The sequence below is a fragment of the Micromonospora sp. NPDC047730 genome (genome assembly GCF_043204765.1).
Classification (GTDB): Bacteria; Actinomycetota; Actinomycetes; order Mycobacteriales; family Micromonosporaceae; genus Micromonospora.
Window position 1 is genome coordinate 268392 of record NZ_JBIDCU010000006.1, and the last position, 26929, is coordinate 295320.

Genomic DNA, 26929 nt, shown 5'->3' on the forward strand with positions numbered 1-26929 from the left:
GGACGAGGGCGCGGTCCGCCCGGCCGACACCGCGGCGACGTGCCGGATCCGCTCGACCTTCCGCCGGACGTCGCCGCCCTCGCGGCCGTCGCGCGACCACACCCGGACTCCCTCGGGCCAGGAGCGCTCCTGCAGGGGCTCCAAGGGGGCCGAGCATGCATACTCCCGCCAACAGACACCCTTGACACCGGAATTGATTGCATTAACTATCCATTTCATGGATGTGAAGCCCACAGTATCGAGGCGGCATCGTTCTTTACTCACCCTCTTCCTCGTCCTCGCGGCCCTGGTGCTGTCCTCCGGGGCGGCCGTCGCGGCGCCGACCACCCAGGACCAGGCTCCGTTCGCCACCCCGTTGCGCGAGACCGACAAGCCCGACCTGCGGATCCGGCAGGTGGCCACCATCGAGGGCGACCACCACCGGATGATCTTCCACCACGCCACCTGGCGCGGCGGGCAGACGTACCTGCGGGACATCCGGGTCCGCACCCCCGGCGGCTGGCTGCCCGTCACCGACACCGAGCGACGCTTCGACGAGCAGTGGCTCGTGCTCAGCGGAGCCAACGGCACCCCGACCGACTACTACAGCTCCATGAACCCCGGCTGGGTCGGCTTCACCGGACTCCGCACCGTCGACAGTCGCACCGTCGAGCTGCGGACCGGGGCGCCCGGGGCGTACGAACTGACCGTCCGCTGGTCGGTCGCGGGCGACAACCCCGAGGCGTCGTGGACCCTGACCGCCCGCCGCGCCGACAACTTCATCGTCGGCTACCAGTCCCTCGACGTCACCTCCTTCGGCGACGTCGACGAGGTGCTCTGCGGCAGCCGTCAGCATGCCCGGGTCGTCTACGGCGCGGAGGCGCTCAGCGCGTGGGAGCTGATGACCCCGGCCTGCCTGATGGAACGCACCGTCGCCGGGCAGCAGGTGACCAGCGGGGTCTACGCACCGGCCGAGGTGATCCCCTTCGAGCACCAGCGCGAGGCCGGCGCGGACGGGCAACCGTTCGGGATGAGCCTGCGCAACGAGAACGGCGGCATCCAGCCGGTCGCCTTCGCGCCGCAGGTCGGCCGGCTCTCGCCACTTGAGACCGGGCAGCAGCACCGGTTCACGTTCGGCGTCTACGCTCGGCCCACGACGATGTACCAGGCGTACACGCAGTTGACGCGCGACGAGTACGACTACTCCGCCTACCGGCGCAACATCTACGACACCTCGCTGACCGAGACGGTGCACAACCTGGTCGACCTGACCATGCGGGACACCGAGGCCGACGACAGCGAGACCTACCAGCGTTCCCTGTCGGGCTGGTGGGACCGGGCGAAGGGCTTCGTGGACACGGAGAACGACCGGGCGGTGCGCACCGCCACCAGCGGCGTCCTGCTCGGCGCCTACTACCTGACCGGTGACCGGGAGCTCTACGACAAACGGGCGCGACCGTCACTGGAGTACCAGGTGTCCCGTAACGGGATCGGCTGGACCCCGATCAAGCAGAACCCGGTGTACGGCGACACCAACGCCTGGCGCGTCGGCAGCGTGGCCGGGGATGCCTCCACCCTCGTGCCGCTCTACCAGCAGACCCGCGGCCAGGTGGCCGGCCTGCACGAACTGGCCCTGAAGTCGATCGAGGAGCGCGTCCGCAAGGACAGCCGGACGCCGGTCAGCACCCCGCTCGCGGCGTGGCGACTCACCGGCAACCCGGCGTACCTGGCCGAGGCGAAGGCCGAGGCGGACCGCTACATCACCGCCCAGATCGACCCGCCGTACACGACGAACGTCGCCGAGAACGGCTTCCAGTTCAACTACTCCAAGGGCTGGATCGAGTTGCTGGAACTGTACGAGGAGACCGGCGACAAGCGTTACCTGAACGCCGCCTACACCGAGGCGAAGCGGTTCGTCACGCAGACGATGGTGCGCCCGGTGCCCGAGGGCACCATCACCGTCAACGCCGACGGCTGGATCGACGCGCAGGTGGACCGCTGGAACCCCGCCGTGACCTACGACTACCCGAAGAAGGACGTGCCGGCCGAGGAGGTGCCGGCCTGGATGGTCTCCACCAACGGCATGACCTTCGAACAGCTCAGCACCTACAAGATCGCAGCGGGTCGGGAGAACCCCGGCGGCGGCCTGGTGATGAACCCGATCTGGGCGCCGTTCCTGCTGCGGCTCGCCGCGCACACCGACGACCGGCTGCTCGCCGACGTGGCGCACAACCTCGTCGTCGGCCGCTTCACCAACTACCCCGGCTACTACTACCGTGAGTTCACCGCGGCCCAGATGCGCCCGGACTTCCCGCTGACCGGCCCCGCCGGACTCACCTCCATCTACTACCACCACATCCCGGCACAGCTCGGGCTGGCCATGGACTACCTGATCTCCGAGCAGACGTACCGTTCGCGCGGCAAGATCAGCTTCCCGGCCGTGTTCGAGACCAACTACGTCTACTTCAAGTCCCACGTCTACGGCCACCAGCCCGGCACGTTCTACGGTGAGGACGGCGTCTGGCCGTACCTGCCGAAGGGCATCGTCGACGTCGCCGACCCGCAGCTCAACTGGGTCACCGGGCACGGCAACAAGAGCCTCTACCTCAGCCTGGCCAACGAGGCGACGGGCACCTCCCGCAGCGTCGTGCGCTTCGACCCGAAGGTCAGCGGGGTGCGGCCGGACCGGGCGTACAAGGTCGAGGTGATCCGGGACAACGGCTCCCGGACCGTCACCACGATGCACGGGGCGACCCTGCCGGTCACCGTCTCCGGTCGGGGCATCACCGCGCTGGTCGTCCGCGACGTATCGGTGCCGGACGTCGCCCACCAGGTCGGCGGCGGGCAGCCCGACGCCGGACCGGACAGCTACCACTTCGACGACGCGAGCCCGATCGGGACCGCACGGGGGATGCTGCTCCCCCGGCCGGACGGCACCGGCTACGACGCCTACCTGCAGGCGGCGACCGAGGCGCCGACGACCCTGCACTGGTCGACCGACGGCGGCGCCACCTGGCACGAGCAGGCCGACCGGATCTACCCGAACGAGTGGACGATCCCGGTCGAGGACCTCGACACGCCATTCACCTATCGGATCAGCACCGCCGCGGCGGGGACCGACGAGGCGACGCTGCGCCTGCCGCCTGCGGTGACCGGCCGCTGCACGGCCGCGGCGCCGGTCTGCGGCGCGGTGACCCCCGCCTCGCCCGACACCACGCCCGGCGACACCGTGGGGCTCACGGTGACCGTCCGCAACGACGGTTCCGCCGCCCTCCCGGACCCGGTCGTCGCGCTGGACCTGCCGGCCGGCTGGTCGGCCCGGCCGACGGGGGCGCAGCCATCCACCGTGCCGGCCGGGGCCACGACGACCTGGCGCTACGAACTCTCCGCCCCGCCCGACGCCGCCGGCACCGTGGCGCTCAAGGGGACGGTGAAATGGAGCGGCGGCGAGGTGACGCTCGCGGCCGGACGGCTCACCGTCCGGCCGCCGACCAGGGTGAGTGCCCTCGTCGCGGCACCGGCGGAACTCGCCGAGCCGGGTGACGCGACCACGGTCACCGCCAGCGTGCTCAACGTCGGCCCGGCCACCGCCCGGGGCACGCTGCGCCTGACGCCGCCGGCCGGCTGGACGATCTCGCCGGCGAGCGTGCCGTACGAGGTCGCCGCCCGCGGGGAACGCGCGTACACCTTCACCCTCACCTCACCGTCCAGCGCGGAACGCGACCGGGCGTACCAGGTGACCGCGGCGATCGACGGCGGCGCCGCGACCACGGCGCAGGTACGGATCGCCAGCGAGGACGTCATCGTCACCACGCAGGACATCCGTCCCCGGTACACGGAGACCGGTGAGTGGCTCGCCAGCGGCCTGGCCGGATACAAGGGGCTCCCGTCGCGCTTCAGCGCGGAGGGCAAGCTCGGCGGCACCGCCACCTGGCGGCCGGCCCTGACCGAGGCCGGGTGGTACGAGGTCGCCGTCTGGTACCCGTCCAACGCCGACACCACCAGGGAGGCCGACTACCTGGTGCGGCACCGCGACGGGGAGACGCCGGTGCGGGTCGACCAGCAGCAGGACGCGCGCACCTGGCGGGTCCTCGGGACCTTCCCGTTCGCCGCCGGCGAGGACGGGTTCGTCCGGATCACCGTCGACGACCCGGCCTTCCACCGGGTCAGCGCCGTCCGGTTCCGCCCGGTGGATCCGGCCGTGGTGCAGCCCCGGATCACCGGGCTCTCCGCCGACGCGGTGGCGGCACCGGGGGGCAGCACCACGGTCACGGCCACCATCACCGCGACCGCGATGGCAGGCGCGAGCGGCTGCGCCGCCCTCGGCCTGCCGGAGGGTTGGACCAGCACCCCGGCGTCCATCCCGGTCGCGCTGGCACCGAACGCCGCACAACAGGTGAACTTCACGATCACGGCTCCGCCCGGCGCGAGGGTCGGCGCGCTGCACGAGGTGGCCCTGCACGTGGCCGGGGCGGTCGGGCGGACGGCGGTACCCGTCGGGACGCCGGACCCGGCGGCGGCGGTCGTCGTCGACAACGGCCAGGACGGCTACACCGAAACGGGCGGCTGGACCGCCAGCACGCTCAAGGGGTACGCCGACAGCACCACCCGCGTCGCCGGCGGCGGCACGGGCGCCGTCGCCACCTGGCGGCCCACGCTGTCGGCCGGCGCCTACCGGGTCAGCGTGTGGTATCCGACGAACTCCACCACCACCACCGCGGCCACCTACCGGGTGGCGCACACCGCCGGCACCGACGCCCGGACGGTCGACCAGACCAGGGACGCCGGGCAGTGGCGGGTGCTGGGTGCGTGGCACCTCGACCCGGCGACCGCCACGGTGAGCCTGTCGGCGCAGCAGGTCGGCCATCACCGGGCCGACGCCGTCCGGTTCGAACCGGTCGTCCCGGCGCGGACGCCCGGCTGCTGACCAGGGTGCGGGCCGCCGGTCGTGACGGTCGGCGGCCCGCACGCCACGCGATGTATGATCCGTAATCTGGATTACACTCCTACGCTTTGAGGGATGGGCAGAATGCCACGCTCCACCACCCGCGAGGTCGGCGGCGGCACGCAGAGTGTCGAGCGCGCGCTGTCGCTGCTGTGCGCGTTCACCGAGGAGCACCCGGAGCGGCGCGTCTCCGAACTGGTCCAGCTCACCGGGCTGGGCCAGTCGACGGTCTCCCGGCTGGTCGGAACGCTGGAGGCGCTCGGGTTCGTCACCCACGACCAGCGCAGCGGGCTCTACCGGATCGGGCCGACGGTGGTGGGGCTGGCGGGCGTCGCGCTCAACCAGTCGGCGGTGCACCGCCAGTCCCGGCAGATCACCCAGGACCTCGCCGGCGAGTTGGGTCTCGGTGCGAACATCGCCGAGCGCCACGGCAGCGAGCTGTTCTACCTCTGCAACTTCGAAGGCCGGCTCGCCCCCCGCTCGTTCACCCTGGTCGGCCGCCGGGCCCCGCTGCACGCGACCGCCCTGGGCAAGGCGCTCCTGTCGGACCTCACCGCCGAGGAGATCGAGTCCCTGATCGGGACGCGCTATCCGGCGTACACCCCGAAGACCGTCGCCGACCTCGACGGGCTGCTCGCCGCGATCGGCGAGGGACGACGGCGCGGCTACGCCACCGAACTGGAGGAACTTGCCTTCGGCCGGGCCTGCCTGGCCGCGCCGATCCGGGACCGCTCGGGCAAGGCCGTGGCGGCCCTGTCGGTCTCCGGCCCGCTCTCGGCGATGGACCTACCGAGGCGCCAGGACGAACTGGCCATGAAGGTCATCGAACAGGCCGACCAGATCTCCACCGGACTCGGCTACCACGCCAGCGCCGCCCCGCTCTCCGCCGTCGTCTGACGGCGGGAGCCCGTCCACACGGCGACGGTGGACCCCACTCACCGGGGTTCGGCGCCGCCGACGGCCGGCGGCAACGAGGCGAAGCCTCGCGCGGCGACCAGGGCGACCAGCGCCGCCGGGGCGCTGGGCAGGAAGAAGGGGATGGCGACGGGTACGGCGACGAGCAGCGCCAGGACCAGCAACGCCACCGTCGCACCCAGGCCGAGCGTCCACAGCGGAGTGCGCGCCGCCGTCAGGGCGGCGAGCCGCCAGGCGGTGGTGGCCGGCACGTCGAAGTGCGCCAGCACCGGGGGCAGGTACGCCAGCACCACCAGATACACCAGCCCGAGCACGGCCACCGCGCCGGCGAGCGGCGTGCCCCGCACGGCGAACAGATAGAACACGAACACCCACACGGTCAGCAGCGGCAGGCCCAGCCGGACCTGCGAGCGCCCGAACTCCGCCCGCCAGTGCCGCCAGAAGTCGCGCCACAGCCGCGGATGCCCGCCCCGCTGGTAGTCCCGCAACAACGCGAAGAGCGCCACGGTGGCCGGTGACAGGCCGGCGACCACCCCGCCGGCGAGCACCCCGGCCAGCCACAGCAGGTTCAGCCCGGCCAGCCTCGGCGGCCAGTCGAGCAGCCGGTAGAGGCGGGCGTACCGCCCGCCGACCGGCACGGGCGGAGTGGTCACGGCGCCAACTCGGCCAGGCGCTGCCGCAGGTCGGCCCGGGCGTAGGCGGCGGGCGACGCGATCGACAGTCCGCCGTCGACCGGCAGCACCACCCCTGTGATGCCGCTGGCGGCGTCGGAGGCGAGGAAGTGCACCGCCGCGGCGACCTCCTCGGGGCGCAGCGTCCGCCCGATCGGGTAACCCCCGGCGGCGTCGGGCAGCCACTCGGCACCGACGATGCCCGGCGCCACCGCGTTGACCCGGATCCCACGGGCGCCGTAGTCCAGCGCGACCTGGCGCACCAGGGCCTCCACCGCGCCCTTGGCCGCGGCGTAGGCGGCCACCCAGGGGGCGGCCAGGAACGCGTTCACCGAGGAGACGGCGACCACCGCCCCGCCGGCCGGCAGCAGCGGCAACGCCGCGCGCAGCGGGAAGAAGAGCGTGTCCAGGCAGCCCGTCAGGGCGGCCCGCCACTGCTCGTCGCTGGTGCGGTGGGCCGGCGCGACGGGCATCGCCCCGGCGGCGGCGACCAGCACGTCCAGCCCACCCAGCCGCTCCCGCGCCGCCTCGACGGCGGCGGCGGCCCCGTCGGCGGTGGAACAGTCGCCGGTGAGGTCGGCGACCAGGCTCGGTTCGCCCGCCGGCTCCAGGCCGTAGCCGACGACCCGGTCACCGACGGCGGCGAAGCGCGCCGCGATGGCCCGGCCGATCGGGGTCGACGCGCCGACCAGCAGTACGCGCCTCACCGCGAGCCCCACGTGCTGTGTCGGGCGACCGCCTCGGCGTCCACCGAGACCCCCAGCCCGGGGCCGGTGGGCAGTAGGATCGCGGTCGGCGTCGGCTCGATCGGCACGGTGAGGATGTCGTTGACCCGGTCGAAGAGGGTCGGGTGCCACTCGAAGGCGACCAGGTTCACGCAGGCGGCGGCGACGTGCAGACCCGCGGCGAGGGCCAGCCCGAGCCCGGCCGAGTGGTGCGGGGCCACCGGCAGGTGGTGGGTCTCGGCGTACTGGGCGATCGCCAGCCCCTCGGTGATCCCGGTCCGTCCGATGTCCGGTTGCAGCAGGCCCGCGGCCCGGGCCGTCACGAACGGCTGGAACTCCCAGCGGTGCCGCAGGCTCTCCCCCAGCGCCACCGGCACGTCGACGCGGGCGGCCAGGTCGGCGTGGCCGGCGACGTCCTCGAAGGCCAGTGGCATCTCCAGGAACCAGCCGTCCCGGTCGGCCAGGCCACGGCCGAGCCGGACCGCGTCGGCCAGGCCGTAGACACCGTGGACGTCCACGGCGACCTGCAGGTCGGGGTGGACCTGGCGCAGCGCCGCCACGGTCGCCAGGTCGGCGTCCACGCCGTACCCGAGACCGAGCTTGACCCGCCGGACCCCCTGCCCGACCCAGTCCCGGGCCTGCGCGACCCGGTCGGCGTCGGTGCGGCCGGGCAGCCCGGAGACGTACGTCGGGACCGCGTCGTGGAACGCGCCACCGAGCAGCTCGACGACGGGGCGGCCGGCCAGCTTGCCGGCGAGGTCCCACAACGCGATGTCCACGGCCGCGATCGCGTCGGCCTGGTGGCCGCCGAGGTGCCCCCGCTCGCGCATCAGCTCGCCGAGCCGGTGCCGCAGCGGGCGCACCCGACGCGGATCCGCGCCGAGCAGCACCGGCGCCAGGAGCCGGCGGACGATCTCGCCGGGCACCTCGGGGGCGACCGGGGCGAGTGCCTCCCCCCAGCCGGTCGTGCCGTCGTCGGCGGTCAGCCGGACCACGAGGGTCTCCCGCTGGTTGCCGTAGACGCTGGGCCAGGGCGGTCGCGTGGCGTAGGCGCGGGGCGCGCCGTCCGGGCGGCCCAGCGCCAGGGGGTAGACGTCCACCGAAACGATCTTCGTCATGGCGATCAGCCTCTCACGGCCGCCAGGCCGGTAGCGGGGCGTGCCGCAGTATCGCGTCGAGCGCGGCGCGGCTGCCGGCGTCCAGCGGCACGGCGGGGTCGCGCACGAAGGCGGACTCGATGATGCCCCGGCGCACCAGCACCTCCTTGTGCACCGCCCAGGCCAGGCGGGGCTGCATGCCGAAGCGGACCAGCGGCAGCAGCCTGTTGAACGCGGCGTGGGCCGCCTCCTGCCGGCCGGCCCGCCAGTCGGCCAGGATCGGCGCGAGCACGTCGGTGAACTCGCAGGCCGGCATCGTGCCGACGGCGCCGCGGGCGTACTCCTCGAGCACGAAGAAGGCGTTCTGGCCGCCGAGCACGTCGAACTCGCCGTCGGTCGCGGTCACCACCTCCCCCACCTTCGGCGCGGTGGGCGGGGTCTCCACCTTCACCGACTCGACGCCGGGCAGCTTGCTCAGCTCCACGACCAGGGCGACCGGCATCGTCACTCCGGTCGCCGCCGGCGCGTCCTGCACCATCACGTGCAACCCGCTCGCCTCGGCGACGCCGCCATAGAAGTCGACGAGTTGCCCGCCCGCGGGCTTGGCCAGGTACGGGGGCAGGACCATCAGGGCGTCCGCACCCCCGTCCCGCGCCGCCAACGCCAGTTCGACGGCGGTGGCCGTGCTGGTGCCGTTGATCCCGGCGACCAGCGGCACGTCCGGGCCCGCGACCGCCCGGGTCTCGGTCAGGATCGTGGCCCGCTCGGCAGCGGTGAGCGCGAACCCTTCGCTGGCCATGCCGAAGACGGCGAGCCCGTCCGCGCCGGCCGCGAGTTGGAACTCCACCAGCCGGCGCAGGCCCGGCACGTCCAGTGCGCCGGCGTCGTCGAACGGGGTGGCGAGGATGGGGACCAGCCCGCGTACGCGGGCCCGGGGCTCGAGGGTGCTCAACTTTCCTCCGCGAGGGCGCTGACAGTGGAAACGTCCACCTCGACGCCGAGACCGGGTCCGGCCGGTACGGCGAACCCGTCCGGCCCGCCCGGCAGCGGTGCGGTGAGGATCCGCTGCCCGACGTCGGTCGTGGTGGGTTGGTACTCGAAACAGCTGAGGTTCTCCGCGGCGGCGCTGACGTGCAGGCCGGCGGCGAGAGCGACACCGAGCCCCACCGAGTGGTGCGGCGCGGTCGGTACGTGGTGCGCCGCGGCCAGCTCGGCGATCGCCATCGCCTCGGTGATGCCGGTGCGGGCGACGTCCGGCTGGACCAGGCCGACGGCCCGCCCCCGCAGCCAGGGCAGGAACTCGTACCGGTGACGCATCGCCTCGCCGACGGCGACCGGCAGGTCCGTGCGGCGGGCGAGGTCGGCGTGGCCGGCCAGGTCCTCCGGCGCCAGGGGCGCCTCCAGGAACTCGACCCCGCCGATGGCGGTCAGTCCGCGCGCCAACCGGATCGCGGCGGCCAGGTCGTACGTCCAGTGCGCGTCCACCGCGAACCGCACCTGCGGCGCGGCGGCCCGCACCGCCGCCACGCTGGCCAGGTCGGCCGCCACCCCCTTGCCGAGGTGCAGCTTGATCCGCTCGACGCCCTTCGCCGCCCACTCGGCGGCCAGCGCCGCTCGGCCCGGGTCGTCCCGCTTGGGCAGCCCGGAGACGTACGTCGGGACGTGCTCGCGGAACGCGCCGCCGAGCAGCTCGTGCACGGGCAGCCCGGCCAGCCGCCCCGTCAGGTCCCAGAGCGCGATGTCGACGGCGGCGAGCGCGTCGCCCTGGTGCCCGCCGAGGTGTCCCCGCTCCCGCATCAGATCGCGCAGCCGCGCGCTGAGCGGTCGCACCCGTCGCGGGTCGGCCCCGACGAGCGTCGGCGCCAGGAGCCGGCGCACCACCTCCGCGGGGACCTCCGGGGCGACCGGCGCGAGGGCCTCGCCCCAGCCGCTGACACCCGACTCGGTGGTGAGCCGGACCAGCAGCGTCTCGAAGCGGGGCGAGTAGAGGCTGCGCCACGGGGGGCGCACCGCGTACCCGGGAGGGTCCGGGTCGGAGGATTCGTCGGTGGGGCCGAGATACCGCTCGGGGTTCGGGAGTTTGAGGACGAAACAGTCCACCGCTGCGATCCGTGGCCGAGTCATCGCCACTCCACCCCTCACCCTTGTCTGCCACATTACGGAAGTAGATTCCACACTACGGGTCACATGTTCGTCAAACCCCCGTCCGGATGCTCGGAATGGTCGGGGCAAGGCCCGGCCCAGCGGCATCAGCCGCGAGCGTCCGGCGCAGCAGTTCGGCAGCGGCCACGCGGTTCGGAAGGCCGGCGGTGTCGCCGGCCCGGGCCACCACACCGGCGGCGAGGGCGCTGCCCAACCCGGCCGCGGCGGCCGGCGAGGCGCCGCGCAGCCGGCCGGCCAGGTAGCCGCCGGCGAAGGCGTCGCCGGCCCCGACCGGATCCACCACCGTGGTCGCCGCACTCGGCAGGTGCACCGGGGCTCCGGTCGGACCGGCGTGGTGGCAACCGTCCGCGCCGGCCTTGAGCACCGTCTCGCCGACGCCCGCGGCGGCCGCGGCGGCGAAGACCTCCTCCGCGTCGTCCGGGTCGCGTACGCCCAGGACCGGCCCGGCCTCGTCGGTGCCGAGCAGCAGGACATCCACGTACCGCAGCAGCGCCCGCACCGCACCGGCCTGCCGGTCGACGTCGCCGAGAGCGGGACGCAGGTTGGGGTCGAGCGCCACCGCGACGCCCCGACCCCGGGCGGGGTGCAGCACCGCCTCGACCGCCGCCCGGGGAGCCGCACCGAGGGCGAGGGTGATCCCCGAGACGGCGACGAGCCGCGGCCGGGCGGCGAGCAGCCTCGCCGCGTCGGACGCGTCGAGGTGCGCAGCCGCCGATCCGCCCCGGTAGTAGTAGACCCGTCGACGCCCGTCCGGCCGGGCGTCCTTGAGGTACAGGCCGGTCGGGTGCCCCGGGTCGACGGTCACCAGCGAGGTGTCCACGCCGGCGGCCGCTGCCGCCGTGAGCACCCGGGTGCCGAGCGGGTCCGCGCCGACCCGGCTGCAGAAGGCCGCACGGACGCCGAGCCGTGCGGCGGCCGTGCAGAGGTTCAGTTCGGCTCCCGCGACGTGCACTTCGAGGGTCGCGGTGTCGGCGAGCGGTTGGCCGGGTGGCGGCTGGAACAGGGCCATCGCCTCGCCCAACCCGACGATCTCCAGCCCGGGCGCCGAGGCCGAAGACTGATTCCCGACGGCCACCGGGCCGCTGCGTTCCGAGGCCGCCCCAGCGGCACTATGGCTATCGTCATGCATAATGCGGGATACGTTGCCACATCCCGGGAGACGCTTCCAGAGAGAAGAGGATCGGCATGGCATCAGGGCACGAGACGCGGGACGCCATCCCTCTCGGCCGGGTGATCGCCATCATCCGGCTGTCCGAGCCCGACGCGGCGGTCCGCGCCGGCCGGGAGTTGGCCGAGGTGGGCCTGGACAGCGTCGAGGTCACGCTCACCACACCCCGGGCGCTCGACGCCGTCGCGACGCTCCGGGGGGAGTTGGCCGGCTCGTGCCGGGTCGGCGTCGGCAGCGTGCGTACCCCCGCCGAGGCGAGCGCGGCCACAGACGCCGGCGCGGAGTTCCTCGTCACGCCCACCACCCGGGCCGAGGTGCTCGCGCAGGCGAAGGCGGCCGGGACACCGGTGGTCTGCGGCGCGTTCACCCCGACCGAGGTCGACGTCGCCTGGTCGTCGGGTGCCGCCCTGGTCAAGCTCTTCCCGGCCGGCGTCGCCGGCCCGCCGTACGTCCGGGAGCTGCTCGCCCCGCTGCCCGACGTGCCTCTCGTACCGACCGGCGGCGTGACGCCGGACTCGGTGGCCGAGTGGGCGGCGGCCGGAGCGGTCGCCGTCGGTGCGGGCGGGGCCCTGGTCAACGCCGCCGAGGTCGCCGCCGGCGACTGGGCGGCGTTGCGGCGCCGCGCCCGGGCGTTCCTCGCCGCCGCCACGGCCGCGCACTGGCCCGACAGGTAGGGCGGCGGCCGTCGAAGGTGATCAGGCGGCGGGCGGGGCGACCGCGGGGTAGCCGTACAGGTCGAGCAGCCGGCCCCGGGCCGCGTGCAGCCGGTCCACCACCACGCTCATGAAGCGGGTGGTGAGCTGCCGGCCGAGCGCGTCGTCGGACTCCATCAGCCGGCGCACCCCCGGGGCGGTGAACTCCACCGCCGTGCTGCGCTGCGCCGCCACCGCCCCGAACTGCCAGCGGTACGGCGGGAACAGCCACGACCAGCCGAGCACCCCGCCCGGACCGATCGTCTCGATCTCCACGTCGCCCCGGCCGGGCACCGGGAAGTCGAGCGCCACCTGGCCGGCGCGGACCAGCCAGAAACGCTCCGCCGGTTGATCGGCCCGGAACAGCCGGTGTCCGGGGTGCCACACCACCGGCCGGGCGTATCCGGCCAGCCGGGGCAGCCACGGCTCGGGCAGGCCGGCGAGGAACGGGTGCGCGCGGAGCACGTCGAGTGTCGTCATGCGGGTGCCCCTTTCGTCGGGAGGACGCGGCGGTGGCGCGGTCCCTGCGACGGTCGGTCGTCCTGCCTCCCAGTACACCGCGCCGTGTCCCTTGGCGACAGGGCCGTTGGTCCCGGCCCGCGCGGACGAACCGCCCTGGTCGGCCCGTCCCCGACGGAGCGAGGGTGGAACCGGGACGATGCGCCGGAACGGCGCCGCGGCAGGGCGGAGGGGTGACGTGGGAACGTCCGGGGAACGGCGAGGACGGGGGCCCAGCGGTGGCCGTTGACACCTCGACCAGGCCGGCGACCGGGCTCAGTTCGGCGGAGGCCGCCGCCCGCCTGCGGGCCGACGGCCCGAACGCGGCGGTCGCCCCGCCCCGCCGGCACCTGGCCACCCGGGTCCTGCACCAGCTCACCGACCCGCTGGTGGCGCTGCTGCTGGCCGCCGCCGTGGTCACCACCGTGCTGCGGGACTACCCGGACACCGCCGTGATCGTGCTGGTCGTGCTGGTGAACACCGCCATCGGCGTGGTGCAGGAGGTCCGCGCCGACCGGGCGATCGCCGCGCTGAACCAGCTCGCGGCGCCCACCGCCCGGGTCGTCCGCGACGGGCGGGACCTGGTCCTGCCCGCCGCCGACCTGGTCCGGGGCGACCTGGTGCGGGTCGAGGCCGGCGACGTGGTCCCCGCCGACCTGCTCCTGGCCGAGGCCGCCCGGCTGACCCTCGACGAGTCGGCGCTGACCGGCGAGTCGGTGCCGGTGGGCCGGGCCGCCGGCGAGGAGGCCAGCGCGGGAACGGTGGTCACCACCGGGCGGGCCACCGGCACGGTGGTGCGCACCGGCGCCGCGAGCGCGCTCGGCCGGATCACGGCCCTGGTGGCATCCACCCGGCCCGCCGCCACCCCGTTGCAGCGCCGTCTCGCCGGGCTCGGCCGGATCCTCGGCTTCGCCGCGGTGGTGCTCTCCGGGCTGGTGTTCGTCGTGGGCGTGGTCGGCGGGCGGCCGGTGGTCGACATGGCGGTCACCGCGGTGAGCCTCGTGGTGGCGGCCGTGCCCGAGTCGCTGCCGGCGGTCGTCACCCTCGCCCTGGCCCTCGGCGCCCGCCGGATGGCCGGGGCGCGGGCGATCCCCCGGCGGCTGCACGCGGTGGAGACGCTCGGCTCCGTCACCGTGATCGCCTCCGACAAGACCGGCACCCTCACCGAGGGCAGGATGGCGGTGCAGCACGCCGTCACGGCCGACGGCTCCCGCTACGGCGTCACCGGCACCGGCTACGCGCCCCGGGGGGCCGTGCACCACGGGGGCGAGCCGGTGGCCGTACCGGACGAGCTGCGCCGCCTGGCGCGGGCCGGGCTGCTCTGCAACGACGCCACGCTGGCGCCGCCCACCGACGAGCGGCCGGAGTGGGCCGCGGTGGGCGACCCGCTGGAGGCGGCGCTGGTCACGTTCGCCGCCCGCTGCGGGCTGGAGCCGGAGACCACCCGCGCCGCCTGGCCCCGGGTCGCCGAGCACCCCTTCGACCAGGAGCTGCGCCGGATGACCACGGTGCACCGCTCCTGCGACCGCCGGTACCTGGTGGTGTGCAAGGGCGCGCCGGAGAACGTGCTGGTCGCGCCGCTGCTCGACGCCTCCGCCGAGGAGATCGCCGAGCTGTCGGCCGCCGCGCACCGGCTGGCCGCCGAGGGGCTGCGGGTGCTCGCGGTCGCGTCCGCCGTCGCCGACGCGCCGCCGGCGGACCCCGCCCGGCCGACCGGGCTGCGGCCGGTCGGGCTGGTCGCCGTCGGCGACCCGCTGCGCGCGGGGGCGGCCGACATCGCGGGCAGCTTCGACGACGCCGGGATCCGGCTGGTGCTGGTCACCGGCGACCACCCCGCGACCGCCGCGGCCATCGGCGGCCAGCTCGGGCTGTGGCGCGAGGGCGACCCGCTGGTACGCGGGGACGACGGCGACCCGGCGCGGGCGCACCCGCAGGCGCGGGTGTTCGCGCGTACGCAGCCGGACCAGAAGCTCGACATCATCGCCGGGCTGCAGTCCCAGGGCCACGTGGTGGCGATGACCGGCGACGGGGTGAACGACGCTCCGGCACTGCGCCGCGCCGACATCGGCGTGGCGATGGGCGGCGGCACGGAGGTCGCCCGGCAGGCCGCCGACCTGGTGCTCGTCGACGACGACCTGTCCACCGTGGCCGCGGCGATCGGCGAGGGCCGCCGCATCTACGACAACATCCGGCGGTTCCTGCGCTACGCCCTCTCCGGGGGCGTCGCCGAGATCGCGGTGATGCTGCTCGGGCCGTTGTTCGGGCTGGCCGTGCCGCTGCTGCCGGCCCAGATCCTCTGGGTGAACCTGCTCACCCACGGCGTGCCGGGTGTGGCGCTGGGCGCGGAGCCGGCGGAGCCGGGCACGCTGCGCCGGGCGCCCCGCTCCCCCTCCGAGTCGGTGCTCGGGGCCGGCCTGGGCCGGGACGTGCTGGTCACCGGCGCCCTGATCGCCGCCGTGGTGCTCGGCGCCGGCGTGGCCGCCGCGCACGCGGACCGGCCGTGGCAGTCGGTGGTCTTCGTGGTCCTCGGCCTGGCCCAGCTCGGGGTGGCGCTCGCGGTCCGGGCACCCCGGGCGGGCGGCGCCCGGCGTGGCAACCGCGCGCTGCCGGTCGCGGTCTCGGTCTCGGCGCTGCTCCAGATCGCCGGGGTGCTGCTGCCCCCGCTGCGGGAACTGCTCGGCACGGAGCCGCTCGGCGCGGTGGAGCTGCTGGCCTGCGCCGCTGTCAGCGTGCTGCCCGGGCTGGTGCTGCGGCTGGCCCGCCGACCGGTCGACCCCGCCACCGGGCCGTCGGGCACCAAGCCGCACGGCGCGGTCACACCAGCCGTGGTGGGCGGGCCCGGCCAGGGCACGCGGGCGGCGGGCGACCCGGCCGTGACCGTCGGAGCGGCGGATCGGGACCAAGGTCCCGACGGCCGGGACGGGCGCCTCTGACCGGTAGCGTTCGGGCAGAGCAGGATGAAGGTGAACAAGGAGGAATCATGACCAGCAACACCGGTGCCCCCGTCGTGGTGGGTGTGGACGGTTCGGCCGCCGCACTCGACGCGGTCCGGGCGGCGGCGCGGGAGGCGGCGCAGCGGCAGCGCCCGCTGCGCGTGGTGCACGCCTTCATCTGGCCGTTGACCCGCGTCCCGGTCGACCCGGTGCCGGGCGCGCCGACCGGCGCCGGCCTGCGCAACCAGGCCGAGCGGTACGTCGCCGAGGCGGTCGCCGAGGCCGGCAAGGCCGCCCCCGAGGTGGCGGTCACCGGCGCGGTGGTCGACGGCGCGGCGACCCCGGTCCTGCTCGACGAGTCCCGGGACGCCGCGCTGGTGGTGCTCGGGCACCGCGGTCTGGGCGGCTTCGCCGGGCTGCTGATCGGCTCGGTGACCGTGCAGGTCTCCGCCCACGCGCTGTGCCCGGTCCTCGTGGTGCGCGGCGAGCCGCGCGCCGACGGTCCGGTGGTGGTGGGCGTCGACGGCTCCGCGAACTCCACCGAGGCCGTCGCGTTCGCCTTCGAGGAGGCGTCCCACCGGGGCGCCCCGCTGCTCGCGGTGCAGGCCTGGCTCTTCCCCTCACCGGTCGGTCCGGGCGACATCCTGCCCCTGGTGTACGACCTGGACGCCTACGCCGCGGAGGAGGAGCGCGTGCTCGCCGAGTCCGTCGCCGGCTTCGCCGAGCGCTACCCGGACGTGCCGGTGCGGCACCGGCTGGTCCGGGGCTCCCCGGCCCGGGTGCTGGTCGACGAGTCGAAGGCGGCCCAGCTGGTGGTCGTCGGGGCGCGCGGGCGGGGCCCACTGAGCGGGCTGCTGCTCGGCTCCGTCAGCCACGCCGTGCTGCACCACGCGCACTCCCCGCTGGCGATCGTGCGGCACCCGAAGCGGGCCGACGCGTCCTGACCTTCCCGGCCACCCCCCCTTCCCGTCGCGTCGGCCGCTCCCCCGGCCGCCGCGACGGGACCCGGTGGAAGGCCGGTGCGCCCGGCGCAGCGTCGACAGCCGACGCGCCGGGTGGCCGGCGGGTGCGGCGACAGGTCCGGTTCGGCGGGTGGCGCGTCGAGGAAATCCGGGTGCGCCGGTGGAGCCGCGTCGACAATGACCTGATCGACCTCTGGGAGAGCTGATGAATCGACCCGTCGTGGTGGGTGTGGACGGATCGCCGTCGAGCCTGGTGGCGGCGGAGCAGGCCGCCCGGGCCGCCGTGCTGCGGTCCCGCCCCCTGCACCTGGTGCACGGCTACCTGCATCCGCTCGGCTACGGCGTGCCGGTCAACCCGTACGACCTGGGGTTGCCGGCGCCGACCGAGCAGGGGCAGAAGATGCTGGAGCAGACGGCCGCCGACCTCGTGGAACGCTGGCCGGGGCTGGCCGTGGAGGTACGCCAGGTCGCCGGCGGGCCGGGCGCGACGCTCGTCGAGGAGTCCCGGCGGGCGGAGCTGGTGGTGGTGGGCAGCCGCGGCCTGGGCGGTTTCACGGGGCTGCTGCTCGGCTCGGTCGGTGCGCAGGTGGCCGCGCACGCACACTGCCCGGTGCTGGTGGTCCGCCCGGCCGAGGATCCGATCCCGGTCGACGGGCCGGTGCTGGTCGGGGTGGACGGCTCGGAGCCCGCCGAACTGGCCGTCGGGTACGCCGCCGACGAGGCGACCCGGCGCGGGGTCGGGCTGGTGCTGGCGCACGTCCGGCCGCCGGGCGGGGAGCACCGGGCGCCGGACGAGGTGGCCGGGACGCAGGCCGCCACGCACGCGGAGTCCGCCGAGCTGCTGGCCACCGCCGGGGCGGCGGTGCGCGGCAGCCACCCCGGGCTGGCCGTCGAGGAGCGGGTGCTCCGGGCGGAGAAGCCGGAGCAGGCGCTGATTGAGGCGAGCGGCGAGGCGGCGCTGGTGGTGGTCGGCTCGCGGGGCCGGGGCGGGTTCGCCGGGATGCTGCTCGGCTCGGTCAGCCAGGCCCTGGTGCAGCACGCGCACTGCCCGGTGCTGGTCGCCCACCCGTACGGCCACGCCCGCTGAGCCGGCGCGGACCCGCCGGCCCACGACGGGCCGGCGGGTCGGCGGCGGTCAGTGGTCCCGGCCCCCGAGCAGTTCCTCGAAGCTGGTGGTGAGGGCGAACGGGTCGGCGGGGCCGGCGGCCGGCGGGCGTCGGTGGATCTGGTCGGCCAGCTCGCCCCCGGCGCGGGCGATCCGCGCGCGCAGCGCACCGTCGGCGCCACCGTCGGACCAGTCCTCGGGCGCGGCGAAGACCGCCGTGGGCACCACGACCGACCGCAGGTAGGCGAACATCGGCCGCAGGGCGTGCTCCAGGGCGAGCGAGTGCCGGGCGGTGCCGCCGGTGGCGCCGACCAGCACCGGCCGGTCCGCCAGCGCGCCCGAGTCGACCAGGTCGAAGAAGGACTTGAACAGCCCGTTGTACGACGCGTTGAAGATCGGCGTGACGGCGATCAGCCCGTCCGCGCCGGTGACCGTGTCGAGCACCTCCCGCAGGGCGGGCGGCGGGAAGCCGGTGAGCAGGTGGTTGACGATGTCGTGGGCGTGCTCGCGCAGCTCGACGGGGCGCACGTCCACGTCGTCGCCCCGCCGGGCCAGCTCGTCGCGGGTGGCCGCGGCGAGCTGGTCGGCGAGCAGTCGCGTCGACGAGGGCTGACCGAGCCCGGCCGACACCACGGCGAGGGTGCGGCGGGTCATCGGCCGGCCTCCGTGCCCGCCCCGGCCTGCTCGGCGGCGGCCCGCAGCGACGCGTGCGTCGGCGCCTCGGGCACGTGCGCCGGGCGCAGCGAGTCGAACTCCTTGCGCAGCACCGGGACGACCTCCTCGCCGAGCAGGTCGAGCTGCTCCAACACGGTCTTCAGCGGCAGGCCGGCGTGGTCCATGAGGAACAGCTGGCGCTGGTAGTCGCCGACGTAGTCGCGGAAGCCCAGCGTACGGTCGATGACCTGCTGCGGGCTGCCCACGGTCAGCGGGGTCTGCGCGCTGAACTCCTCGAGCGACGGGCCGTGCCCGTAGACGGGGGCGTTGTCGAAGTACGGCCGGAACTCCCGCACGGCGTCCTGCGAGTTGCGCCGCATGAACACCTGCCCGCCCAGCCCGACGATGGCCTGGTCGGCGGAGCCGTGGCCGTAGTGCGCGAACCGCTCCCGGTAGAGCCCGACCATCCGCTGGGTGTGCTCCTTCGGCCAGAAGATGTGGTTGGCGAAGAAGCCGTCGCCGTAGTAGGCCGCCTGCTCGGCGATCTCGGGGCTGCGGATCGAGCCGTGCCAGACGAACGGCGGCACGCCGTCGAGCGGGCGCGGCGTCGAGGTGAACGACTGCAGCGGGGTGCGGAAGCGGCCCTTCCAGTCGACCACGTCCTCGCGCCAGAGCCGGCGCAGCAGGTCGTAGTTCTCGATGGCGAGCGGGATGCCGTTGCGGATGTCCTGGCCGAACCACGGGTAGACGGGCCCGGTGTTGCCGCGCCCCATCATCAGGTCCACCCGGCCGTCGGCGAGATGCTGGAGCATCGCGTAGTCCTCGGCGATCTTCACCGGGTCGTTGGTGGTGATCAGCGTGGTCGAGGTGGACAGCAGCAGGCGCTCGGTGCGGGCCGCGATGTGTCCCAGCATGGTGGTGGGCGACGACGGCACGAACGGCGGGTTGTGGTGCTCGCCGGTGGCGAAGACGTCCAGGCCGACCTCCTCGGCCTTCAGCGCGATGGTGACCATCGCCTTGATCCGCTCATGCTCGGTCGGCTCGCGACCGTTGGTCGGGTCGACCGTGACGTCGCCGACGGTGAAGACTCCGAACTGCATGACCAGCTCCTCGCGTTGTCCGGCCGGGGCCGGTGCGTTCCCGTTTCGCACCGCACAACATATTTGACGAGTCAACTATTCCACGCGCGGAGGCGACCGTGGTGGGCGCCGTCACGCCGGCAGGCGGGGCGAGCGGAGGCTCAGCGGCTGCGCGGGACGTGCCGGCGGTAGGCGCTCACCGTGGGGTCACCGGCGATCCAGAACCGCCAGGGGACGTCGTGTGCCCCCGTCACGCCCACCCTGGGGCCGGCGGCCACCGAGTCCGCCGGCACCGGCCGGTCGGCCGGACGCAGCCGGACGGGGCCGTCGCCGAGCAGGTAGCGGCCGTAGACGCCCTTGTCGATGCCCAGCGCCGCGCAGAGCCGGGCGGGCCCCCGCGCGAGGTCGACGTCCCGGCGTACGGCGGTGCGCCGGGCCCGGGCGACGTCGAGCCCGTCGACCACCTCGCCGGCGCGCAGCAGCACGGCCGACGCCTCCCCGTCCGGCCCGGTGACCACGTTCATGCACCAGTGCATGCCGTAGGTGAAGTAGACGTAGGCGTGCCCGGCCGGCCCGAACATCACCGCGTTGCGCGGGGTGCGGCCCCGGTGGGCGTGCGACGCGGGGTCGCCGGCCGTGCCGGCGTACGCCTCGACCTCGGTGATCCGGACGGTGACGCCGCCAGCGGCGAGCAGGCAGCCGAGCAGGCCGCGCGCGGCCGGCACCACGGGCCCGGAGAGCAGGTCGGCCAGCCCCGCGAGGTCGGCGGGACGGCGGTCGGAGGACGCCACCACGGACCCGACCCTATCCGGCCCCGGCACCGCCTCGTTCCGACGCTCGGCGGCTCGGCATTTCAACTATCCGTTGACAACCAGTCGTTGACATGATGGGGTCGGGCCATGACCGACTCCTTCACCACACCCGACGCCGGCCGGGCCCGGGCGCACCGCACGTACGACGCGCTGCACCGCATCACCGAGCGGCACGCCGGCACCGAGACGCGCCGCCGCCGCCACACCAACCCCTACGTCCCGGACACCTACGAGGCGGTCGCGCTGGTCACGGCGCTCGCCGCCGGCGGGGCGGAGGTGGAGCCCGGGGAGGAGCGGGTCGACGACGCGGACCTCGTCGCGGCCCTCACCCTCGTGCCGCACCTGCGCGCCGAGGTCGACGCCATGGAGGCGGGGCTGCTGACGCTGGCCCGCGGCCGCGGGCTGACCTGGCAGCAGATCGCGTACGGACTCGGGCTGGGCAGCGCGCAGGCCGCCAAGCAGCGCTTCGAGCGCCTCTCCGCCCGCACCGCCGCCACCGACTGACGCCCCCGATGGGCCAGACTGGGCGCGGGATCGGTGTCGAGGAGGACGCGATGACGCGCGAGGAGATGCTGGCGTACTGCCTGGGCAAGCCGGGCGCCTGGCTGGACCAGCCGTGGGAGGGCGACGAGGTGGTGAAGGTCGGCAGCCGGATCTTCGCCTTCCTCGGCTCTGCCGGCGGCGACGACCCGACGGTCGGGGTGAAGTGCGGCCCGACCCGGGAGATCGCCGACGAGTGGCTGCACCGGCACCCGGGCGACGCGCGAGCCTCACCGTACATCGGGCGCTCCGGCTGGAACACGCTGCGCCTTGCCGGCGGGATCGACGACGAGGAGCTGACCGAGGCGGTCGACGCGTCGTACGACGCGGTGGTGGCGAAGCTGCCGAAGCGGGAGCGGCCGACGGCCTGACCCCGCGCGACGCATGTCGCGCCGCGCGGGGTCACGCACTCAGCGCGGCACGACCCGCTCGGCGGCCCACTCCCGCCAGCCGGCCAGCTTGTCCGCGGCGGCGGCGAGCTGGTCGGCGACCGGGCCGGGGCCGGTCGAGCCGGGGGTGGTCCGGGCGGCGAGCGCCGACCGGACCGAGAGCACGTCCCGCACGGACGGGTCGAGGTGCTCGCTGACCGCCGCGAGGTCGGCGTCGGAGACCTCGTCGAGGGCGCAGTCCCGGGCCACGCAGAGCGCCACCAGCTTCCCGGTGATCTCGTGCGCGTCGCGGAACGGCACGCCCCGGCGGACGAGCCAGTCGGCCACCTCGGTGGCCAGCGAGAAGCCCACCGGCGCGGCGGCGACGAGGCGGTCCACCCGGACCGTCATCGTGGAGATCATCCCAGCCAGGGCCGGCAGCAGCAGCTCCAGGGTGTCGACCGCGTCGAAGGCCGGCTCCTTGTCCTCCTGCATGTCCCGGTCGTAGGTCATCGGCAGGCCCTTGAGCATGGTGAGCACGCTCATCAGCCCGCCGACGAGGCGGCCGGACTTGCCCCGGGCCAGCTCGGCGATGTCCGCGTTCTTCTTCTGCGGCATGATCGACGAGCCGGTGGCGAAGGCATCGTCCAGCTCCACCCAGCCGAACTCCTGCGACGTCCAGAGCACCACCTCCTCGCCGAGGCGGGACAGGTGCACCCCGACCATCGCGGTGACGAAGAGGAACTCGGCGACGAAGTCCCGGTCGGCCACGGCGTCCATGGAGTTGGCGAAGGACGTGCGGAAGCCCAACTCCTTGGAGACGGCCACCGGGTCCAGCGGCAGGCCGGAACCGGCCAGCGCGCCCGCGCCGAGCGGGCTGATCGCCGTGCGGTGGTCCCAGTCGCGCAGCCGTTCCAGGTCGCGCAGCAGCGGCTGCACGTGGGCGAGCAGCCAGTGCCCGAAGGTGACCGGCTGGGCGTGCTGGAGGTGGGTCATCCCCGGCGCGGCGGTGTCCACGTGCCGCCCGGCCTGCTCGACCAGCGCCTCGGCCAGCTCGACCAGGCGCGACGCCACGCCCCGGGCGTGGTCGCGCAGGTAGAGCCGCAGGTCGGTGGCGACCTGGTCGTTGCGGGACCGGCCGGCGCGCAGCTTGCCGCCGAGGCTGCCGAGGCGCTCCAGCAGCCCGCGCTCCAGCGCGGTGTGCACGTCCTCGTCGTCGACGGTGGGGCGGAACTGCCCGGAGGCGCAGGCGGCCTCCAGGTCGTCCAGGGCGGCGAGGATGCGGCCCAGCTCCTCCGGGTCGAGCAGGCCCGCGCCCGCGAGGACCCGGGCGTGCGCCCGGGAACCCGCGATGTCGTACGGGGCGAGGCGCCAGTCGAACTGCACGCTCACCGACAGCCGTGCCAGGGCCTCTGCTGGACCGCCGGCGAACCGGCCGCCCCAGAGGCTGGTGCGGTTGGTGGCGGCGCTGTTCTCGGTCAGGCTCTTGTCGTCCACGCCGCCCATTGTGGTGCCCACGATCTTCAGCCGCCCAGCCGGGCGTCCCGCGCGGCGGCCATCTTGCTCGGCAGGCCCCAGAGCTGGACGAAGCCCTTGGCCAGGGACTGGTCGAACGTGTCGCCGGTGTCGTAGGTGGCCATGCCGAAGTCGTAGAGGCTGGCCTCGGAGCGCCGGCCGGTGACGGTGGCCCGCCCACCGTGCAGGACGAGCCGCACCTCGCCGCTGACGTGCCGCTGCGCGTCGTCGATGAACGCGTCCAGGCTGTTCTTCAGCGGGGAGAACCAGAGGCCGTCGTAGACCAGCTCGCCCCAGCGCTGGTCGACGCCGCGCTTGAACCGGGCCAGGTCCCGCTCCACGGTCACCGCCTCCAGCTCCTGGTGGGCGGTGATCAGCGCGATCGCGCCCGGCGCCTCGTACACCTCGCGGCTCTTGATACCGACGAGGCGGTCCTCGACCATGTCGAGCCGGCCGACGCCCTGGGCGCCGGCGCGCCGGTTGAGCTCCAGGATCGCCTGGTACGGGGTGACGGTCTCGCCGTCGATCGCCACCGGGACGCCGGCGTCGAAGGTGATCACGACCTCGTCGGCGTCGCGCTCCTGCGCCGGGTCGGCGGTGTACGAGTACAGGTCCTCGACGGGTGCGTTCCAGATGTCCTCCAGGAAGCCCGTCTCGACGGCGCGCCCGAACAGGTTCTGGTCGATGGAGTACGGCGACTTCGCCGACACGTCGATCGGCAGCCCCTTCTCCTCGGCGAAGGCGATCGCCTTGTCCCGCGTCCAGGCGAAGTCCCGGGCCGGCGCGATGATCTTCAGGTCGGGCGCGAGCGCGCCCAGGCCGACCTCGAAGCGGACCTGGTCGTTGCCCTTGCCGGTGCAGCCGTGCGACACGATGGTGCCGCCGTGCTTGCGGGCCGCGGCCACCAGGTGCTTGACGATCAGCGGCCGGGACAGCGCGGAGACCAGCGGGTAGCGGTCCATGTAGAGCGCGTTGGCGCGGATGGCCGGCAGGCAGTACTCGGCGGCGAACTCGTCGCGCGCGTCGACCACCTCGGACTCGACCGCGCCGCAGTCCAGGGCGCGCTGCCGGATGGCGTCGAGGTCCTCGCCGCCCTGCCCGACGTCGACCGCGACCGCGATCACCTCGGCGCCGGTCTGCTCGGCGAGGTACGGGATGGCGACGGAGGTGTCGAGCCCTCCGGAGTAGGCAAGTACGACCCGCTCGGTCATGGTGTGGTGCTCCCTTCAACGTTCTCTTCCCGGCGGGCCCAGCCGGCGAGCTTGTCGCCGAGCGCGGCCCCGCCGACGGCCTCGCGGGCCACGACGAGGATGGTGTCGTCGCCGGCGATGGTGCCGACGACCTCGGGCAGGCCCGCTCGGTCCAACGCGCTGGCCAGGTAGTGGGCTGCGCCCGGCGGGGTACGCAGCACGGCGATGTTGCCGCTGGAGTCGACCCCGTTGAGCAGCTCCCGCAGCAGCCGGACCAGCCGGGCCGGCGCCGCCTCGGCGTCGCGCAGCGGGCGGTGGCCGTCCTCGGGGATCAGGTAGACGGCCCGCCCGTCGCCGCCGCGTACGGTCACCGCGCCCAGCTCCTTGAGGTCGCGGGACAGGGTGGCCTGGGTGACCTGGATGCCGTCGCCGGCGAGCAGGTCGGCCAGCTCGGTCTGCGAGTGGATCGCCTTGTCGCGGATCAGCTCGACGAGGCGGGCGTGGCGGGCGGCGCGGGTCAGCGGGGCGGTCATGGAGTCTCCCTGGTCGCGGCGGCGCCCGGCGCCGCCGCGTCCGGGGCGGCGGGCGCGGCCCCGAGGAGGAACGTCAGCAGCGCCTTCTGGGCGTGCAGCCGATTCTCCGCCTGGTCGAACACGGCGCTGTGCGGGCCGTCGAGCACCTCGTCGGTGATCTCCTCGCCCCGGTGCGCGGGCAGGCAGTGCAGCACGATCGCGTCGGGCGCGGCGTGGCCCAGCAGCGCGGCGTTGACCTGGTACGGCAGGAACGGGGTGATCCGGTCCAGGCCGTCCGACTCCTGACCCATCGAGGTCCAGGTGTCGGTGGCGACCACGTCGGCCCCGGCCACCGCCGCGACGGGGTCGGTCAGCGCCTGCACGGAGCCGCCGGTGCTGGCGGCGATCTTCTCGGCCTGGGCGAGCACCTCCGGGTCGGGGCCGAAGTTGGCCGGCCCGGCGACCCGCACGTGCATCCCGGCGGTCGCCCCGGCCAGCAGGTACGAGTGGGACAGGTTGTTGGCGGCGTCGCCGACGTAGGCCAGCGTCCGGCCGGCGGTGCCGCCGCAGTGCTCGCGGACCGTGAGCAGGTCGGCCAGGAGCTGGCAGGGGTGGAACCCGTCGGTGAGCGCGTTGACGACCGGCACGGTCGCGGCGTCGGCGACCTCGGCGATCCGGTCGTCGCCGTGCGTGCGCAGCACGATCGCCGCGACGTAGCGGGAGAGGACCCGCCCGGCGTCGCCGAGGGTCTCGCCCCGCCCGAAGTGGGTGACCTGGGTGTCCACCACCAGGGGGTGCCCGCCGAGTTCGGCGATGCCGACGTCGAACGAGAACCGGGTGCGCAGGCTCTGCTTGTCGAACAGCACCGCCACGGACCGGGGGCCGGCCAGCGGCCGGTGCCCGAACCGGTCGGCCTTCATCCGCGCCGCGAGGTCGAGCACGGCCGACTGCTCGGCGGGGGTCAGGTCGTCGTCCCGCAGGAAGTGCCGGATCATGCGCTCGTCTCCGTCGTGGTCGCGGTGGTCGCGGCGGCCGGGCTCTCGCCGGCGGCGGCCGGGGTGGTGCCGGCGGCGGCCGGGGAGGCCGCGTCGAGGGCCGCGGGAAGGGCGGCCAGGAAGGCGTCGACCTGGGCGGCGGTCAGGATCAGCGGCGGGGCGAGCCGTACCACGCCGGGCTGCACCGGGTTGACCAGGAAGCCGGTCTCCCGCAGCGCCTCGGCGAGCACCTTCGCCACGGGCGCGGCGAGCACCACGCCGAGCAGCAGGCCCGCGCCGCGTACGCCGTCGACCAGCGGGTGGCCGATCGCCTCGATGCCCCGACGCAGCCGCTCGCCGATCCGCTTGACGTGGTCGAGCAGCCCCTCGTGCGCGATGGTGCCCACCACCGCCAGGGCGGCGGCGCAGCTGACCGGGTTGCCGCCGAACGTGGTGCCGTGCATGCCGGGACCGAGCAGGTCGGCGGCCCGGCCGAAGGCCAGGCAGGCGCCGAGGGGCAGCCCGCCGCCGAGCCCCTTGGCCAGGGTCACCACGTCGGGCTCGACGCCCTCGGCCTGGTGGGCGAACCAGTGCCCGGTGCGGCCGATGCCGGTCTGCACCTCGTCGAGCACCAGCAGCGCGCCGTGCCGGGCGGTGATCCGCCGGGCGGCGGCCAGGTAGCCGGCCGGCGGGACCACGACGCCGTTCTCGCCCTGCACCGGCTCCAGGATCACCATGGCCGTGGCGTCGGTGACGGCCGCCTCCAGCGCGGCGACGTCGCCGTAGTCGACGTGGCTGACGTCGCCGGGCAGCGGGCGGAACGGGTCGGCCTTGGCCGGCTGGCCGGTCAGCGCCAGCGCGCCCATGGTCCGCCCGTGGAAGCCGCCCCGGGTGGCGACCACGTGGGTGCGACCGGTGAGCCGGGACAGCTTGAACGCCGCCTCGTTGGCCTCCGCGCCCGAGTTGGCGAAGAAGACCCGGCCCGACCGGCCGGCCAGGGCCAGCAACAGCTCGGCCAGGGCCACCGGCGGCTCGGCGACGTAGAGGTTGGAGACGTGCCCGAGGGTGGCGACCTGCTTCGACACGGCGGCCACCACGGCCGGGTGGGCGTGGCCGAGGGCGTTGACCGCGATCCCGCCGACCAGGTCGACGTACTCCCGGCCGGCCTCGTCGACCACGACGGCGCCGGAGCCGGAGACGAGGGCCAGCGGCGGCGTGCCGTAGTTGTCCATCATCGACTGCGACCAGCGCTCGACGAGCGTGCTCATGACGGAACCGAACCTTCCTTGTTCGCGACTGCGGGGCTCGCAAGCTCACTCCTCGCGCTCACGGTGCCTTCCTTGTTCGCGACTGCGGGGCTCGCAAGCTCACTCCTCGCGCTCACGGTGCCTTCCTTGTTCGCGACTGCGGGGCTCGCAAGCTCACTCCTCGC

At 74.8% G+C, this 26929-nt stretch carries 23 protein-coding genes; 8 read left to right on the forward strand and 15 right to left on the reverse strand.

From position 1 onward, the window contains the following. Window positions 1-217 precede the first annotated feature (217 nt). Both ACGF5G_RS17235 and ACGF5G_RS17240 read left to right on the forward strand, forming a co-directional pair. Window positions 218-4906 carry an NEW3 domain-containing protein gene (locus tag ACGF5G_RS17235; protein WP_393263708.1) on the forward strand — a complete coding sequence of 1563 codons (4689 nt, stop codon included), beginning with the start codon at window positions 218-220 and terminating at the stop codon, window positions 4904-4906. Window positions 4907-4999: 93 nt separating this feature from the next. Next, window positions 5000-5821 (forward strand): IclR family transcriptional regulator, encoded by an 822-nt coding sequence (locus ACGF5G_RS17240; RefSeq protein WP_393263710.1) that lies wholly within the window; start codon window positions 5000-5002, stop codon window positions 5819-5821. Window positions 5822-5859: 38 nt separating this feature from the next. Here ACGF5G_RS17240 and ACGF5G_RS17245 read toward each other — a convergent pair whose 3' ends face one another. From ACGF5G_RS17245 to ACGF5G_RS17270, 6 genes are all read right to left on the reverse strand, one after another. After that, a complete protein-coding gene (locus tag ACGF5G_RS17245) occupies window positions 5860-6492 on the reverse strand; it encodes a YesL family protein (RefSeq protein WP_393263711.1) in 633 nt (210 codons plus the stop codon). Continuing rightward, complete coding sequence (locus ACGF5G_RS17250; RefSeq protein ID WP_393263713.1) at window positions 6489-7217, reverse strand: SDR family NAD(P)-dependent oxidoreductase; 729 nt, start codon at window positions 7215-7217, stop codon at window positions 6489-6491. The genes ACGF5G_RS17245 and ACGF5G_RS17250 overlap by 4 nt, the downstream gene beginning before the upstream one ends. Then, complete coding sequence (locus ACGF5G_RS17255) at window positions 7214-8353, reverse strand: mandelate racemase/muconate lactonizing enzyme family protein (RefSeq protein WP_393263715.1); 1140 nt, start codon at window positions 8351-8353, stop codon at window positions 7214-7216. The genes ACGF5G_RS17250 and ACGF5G_RS17255 overlap by 4 nt, the downstream gene beginning before the upstream one ends. A 13-nt stretch (window positions 8354-8366) precedes the next feature. After that, on the reverse strand, window positions 8367-9284 hold the full coding sequence (locus ACGF5G_RS17260) for a dihydrodipicolinate synthase family protein (RefSeq protein WP_393263716.1): 918 nt from the start codon (window positions 9282-9284) through the stop codon (window positions 8367-8369). Then, window positions 9281-10456: a mandelate racemase/muconate lactonizing enzyme family protein gene (locus ACGF5G_RS17265; RefSeq protein WP_393263718.1), complete on the reverse strand. Its 1176-nt coding sequence runs from the start codon at window positions 10454-10456 to the stop codon at window positions 9281-9283. The genes ACGF5G_RS17260 and ACGF5G_RS17265 overlap by 4 nt, the downstream gene beginning before the upstream one ends. Before the next feature lie 70 nt (window positions 10457-10526). Then, window positions 10527-11570: a sugar kinase gene (locus tag ACGF5G_RS17270; protein WP_393263720.1), complete on the reverse strand. Its 1044-nt coding sequence runs from the start codon at window positions 11568-11570 to the stop codon at window positions 10527-10529. Window positions 11571-11680: 110 nt separating this feature from the next. Between ACGF5G_RS17270 and ACGF5G_RS17275 the strand changes: the two genes are divergently transcribed. Continuing rightward, entirely contained in the window at window positions 11681-12337 is a 657-nt protein-coding gene (locus tag ACGF5G_RS17275; protein ID WP_393263722.1) for a bifunctional 4-hydroxy-2-oxoglutarate aldolase/2-dehydro-3-deoxy-phosphogluconate aldolase, read from the forward strand. A 21-nt stretch (window positions 12338-12358) separates the two neighbouring features. Here ACGF5G_RS17275 and ACGF5G_RS17280 read toward each other — a convergent pair whose 3' ends face one another. Then, window positions 12359-12835, reverse strand: a complete 477-nt coding sequence (locus ACGF5G_RS17280) for a cyclic nucleotide-binding domain-containing protein (protein ID WP_350708868.1) — start codon at window positions 12833-12835, stop codon at window positions 12359-12361. Window positions 12836-13092: 257 nt separating this feature from the next. Between ACGF5G_RS17280 and ACGF5G_RS17285 the strand changes: the two genes are divergently transcribed. The 3 genes from ACGF5G_RS17285 to ACGF5G_RS17295 all read left to right on the forward strand — a co-directional run bounded on the left by ACGF5G_RS17285 (window position 13093) and on the right by ACGF5G_RS17295 (window position 17835). Further along, on the forward strand, window positions 13093-15786 hold the full coding sequence (locus tag ACGF5G_RS17285; RefSeq protein ID WP_393263724.1) for a cation-translocating P-type ATPase: 2694 nt from the start codon (window positions 13093-13095) through the stop codon (window positions 15784-15786). Between the two features lie 47 nt (window positions 15787-15833). Further along, on the forward strand, window positions 15834-16730 hold the full coding sequence (locus tag ACGF5G_RS17290; protein WP_393263726.1) for a universal stress protein: 897 nt from the start codon (window positions 15834-15836) through the stop codon (window positions 16728-16730). Between the two features lie 223 nt (window positions 16731-16953). Beyond that, entirely contained in the window at window positions 16954-17835 is an 882-nt protein-coding gene (locus tag ACGF5G_RS17295; RefSeq protein WP_393263728.1) for a universal stress protein, read from the forward strand. A 48-nt stretch (window positions 17836-17883) separates the two neighbouring features. Here ACGF5G_RS17295 and ACGF5G_RS17300 read toward each other — a convergent pair whose 3' ends face one another. The 3 genes from ACGF5G_RS17300 to ACGF5G_RS17310 form a co-directional block, all read right to left on the reverse strand. Then, window positions 17884-18507, reverse strand: coding sequence for an FMN reductase (locus ACGF5G_RS17300; RefSeq protein WP_350686777.1), 624 nt, complete (start codon window positions 18505-18507; stop codon window positions 17884-17886). Then, window positions 18504-19607: an LLM class flavin-dependent oxidoreductase gene (locus ACGF5G_RS17305; RefSeq protein WP_393263730.1), complete on the reverse strand. Its 1104-nt coding sequence runs from the start codon at window positions 19605-19607 to the stop codon at window positions 18504-18506. Before ACGF5G_RS17305 ends, ACGF5G_RS17300 begins: the two co-directional genes overlap by 4 nt. Before the next feature lie 140 nt (window positions 19608-19747). After that, window positions 19748-20377 carry a DNA-3-methyladenine glycosylase gene (locus ACGF5G_RS17310; RefSeq protein WP_393263846.1) on the reverse strand — a complete coding sequence of 210 codons (630 nt, stop codon included), beginning with the start codon at window positions 20375-20377 and terminating at the stop codon, window positions 19748-19750. A gap of 108 nt (window positions 20378-20485) precedes the next feature. On the opposite strand from ACGF5G_RS17310, the gene ACGF5G_RS17315 reads away from it, so the two are divergent. Both ACGF5G_RS17315 and ACGF5G_RS17320 read left to right on the forward strand, forming a co-directional pair. Continuing rightward, the gene (locus tag ACGF5G_RS17315) at window positions 20486-20902 is read left to right on the forward strand and encodes a DNA-binding protein (RefSeq protein WP_393263732.1); all 417 of its coding nucleotides are present in this window, start codon (window positions 20486-20488) and stop codon (window positions 20900-20902) included. A 50-nt stretch (window positions 20903-20952) separates the two neighbouring features. Beyond that, the gene (locus ACGF5G_RS17320) at window positions 20953-21309 is read left to right on the forward strand and encodes an MmcQ/YjbR family DNA-binding protein (RefSeq protein WP_393263734.1); all 357 of its coding nucleotides are present in this window, start codon (window positions 20953-20955) and stop codon (window positions 21307-21309) included. Window positions 21310-21348: 39 nt separating this feature from the next. Here the strand turns inward: ACGF5G_RS17320 and argH are convergent, their stop codons facing one another. From argH to ACGF5G_RS17345, 5 genes are read right to left on the reverse strand one after another with little or no spacing between them, the layout of a single operon-like run. Then, a complete protein-coding gene (gene argH / locus ACGF5G_RS17325; protein WP_350709060.1) occupies window positions 21349-22812 on the reverse strand; it encodes an argininosuccinate lyase in 1464 nt (487 codons plus the stop codon). A gap of 17 nt (window positions 22813-22829) precedes the next feature. Further along, a complete protein-coding gene (locus ACGF5G_RS17330) occupies window positions 22830-24032 on the reverse strand; it encodes an argininosuccinate synthase (protein ID WP_393263736.1) in 1203 nt (400 codons plus the stop codon). Then, on the reverse strand, window positions 24029-24544 hold the full coding sequence (locus ACGF5G_RS17335) for an arginine repressor (protein ID WP_350708881.1): 516 nt from the start codon (window positions 24542-24544) through the stop codon (window positions 24029-24031). The genes ACGF5G_RS17330 and ACGF5G_RS17335 overlap by 4 nt, the downstream gene beginning before the upstream one ends. Continuing rightward, window positions 24541-25518, reverse strand: a complete 978-nt coding sequence (gene argF / locus ACGF5G_RS17340; RefSeq protein WP_393263738.1) for an ornithine carbamoyltransferase — start codon at window positions 25516-25518, stop codon at window positions 24541-24543. The genes ACGF5G_RS17335 and argF overlap by 4 nt, the downstream gene beginning before the upstream one ends. Further along, entirely contained in the window at window positions 25515-26765 is a 1251-nt protein-coding gene (locus ACGF5G_RS17345) for an acetylornithine transaminase (protein WP_393263740.1), read from the reverse strand. The genes argF and ACGF5G_RS17345 overlap by 4 nt, the downstream gene beginning before the upstream one ends. Window positions 26766-26929 lie beyond the last annotated feature (164 nt).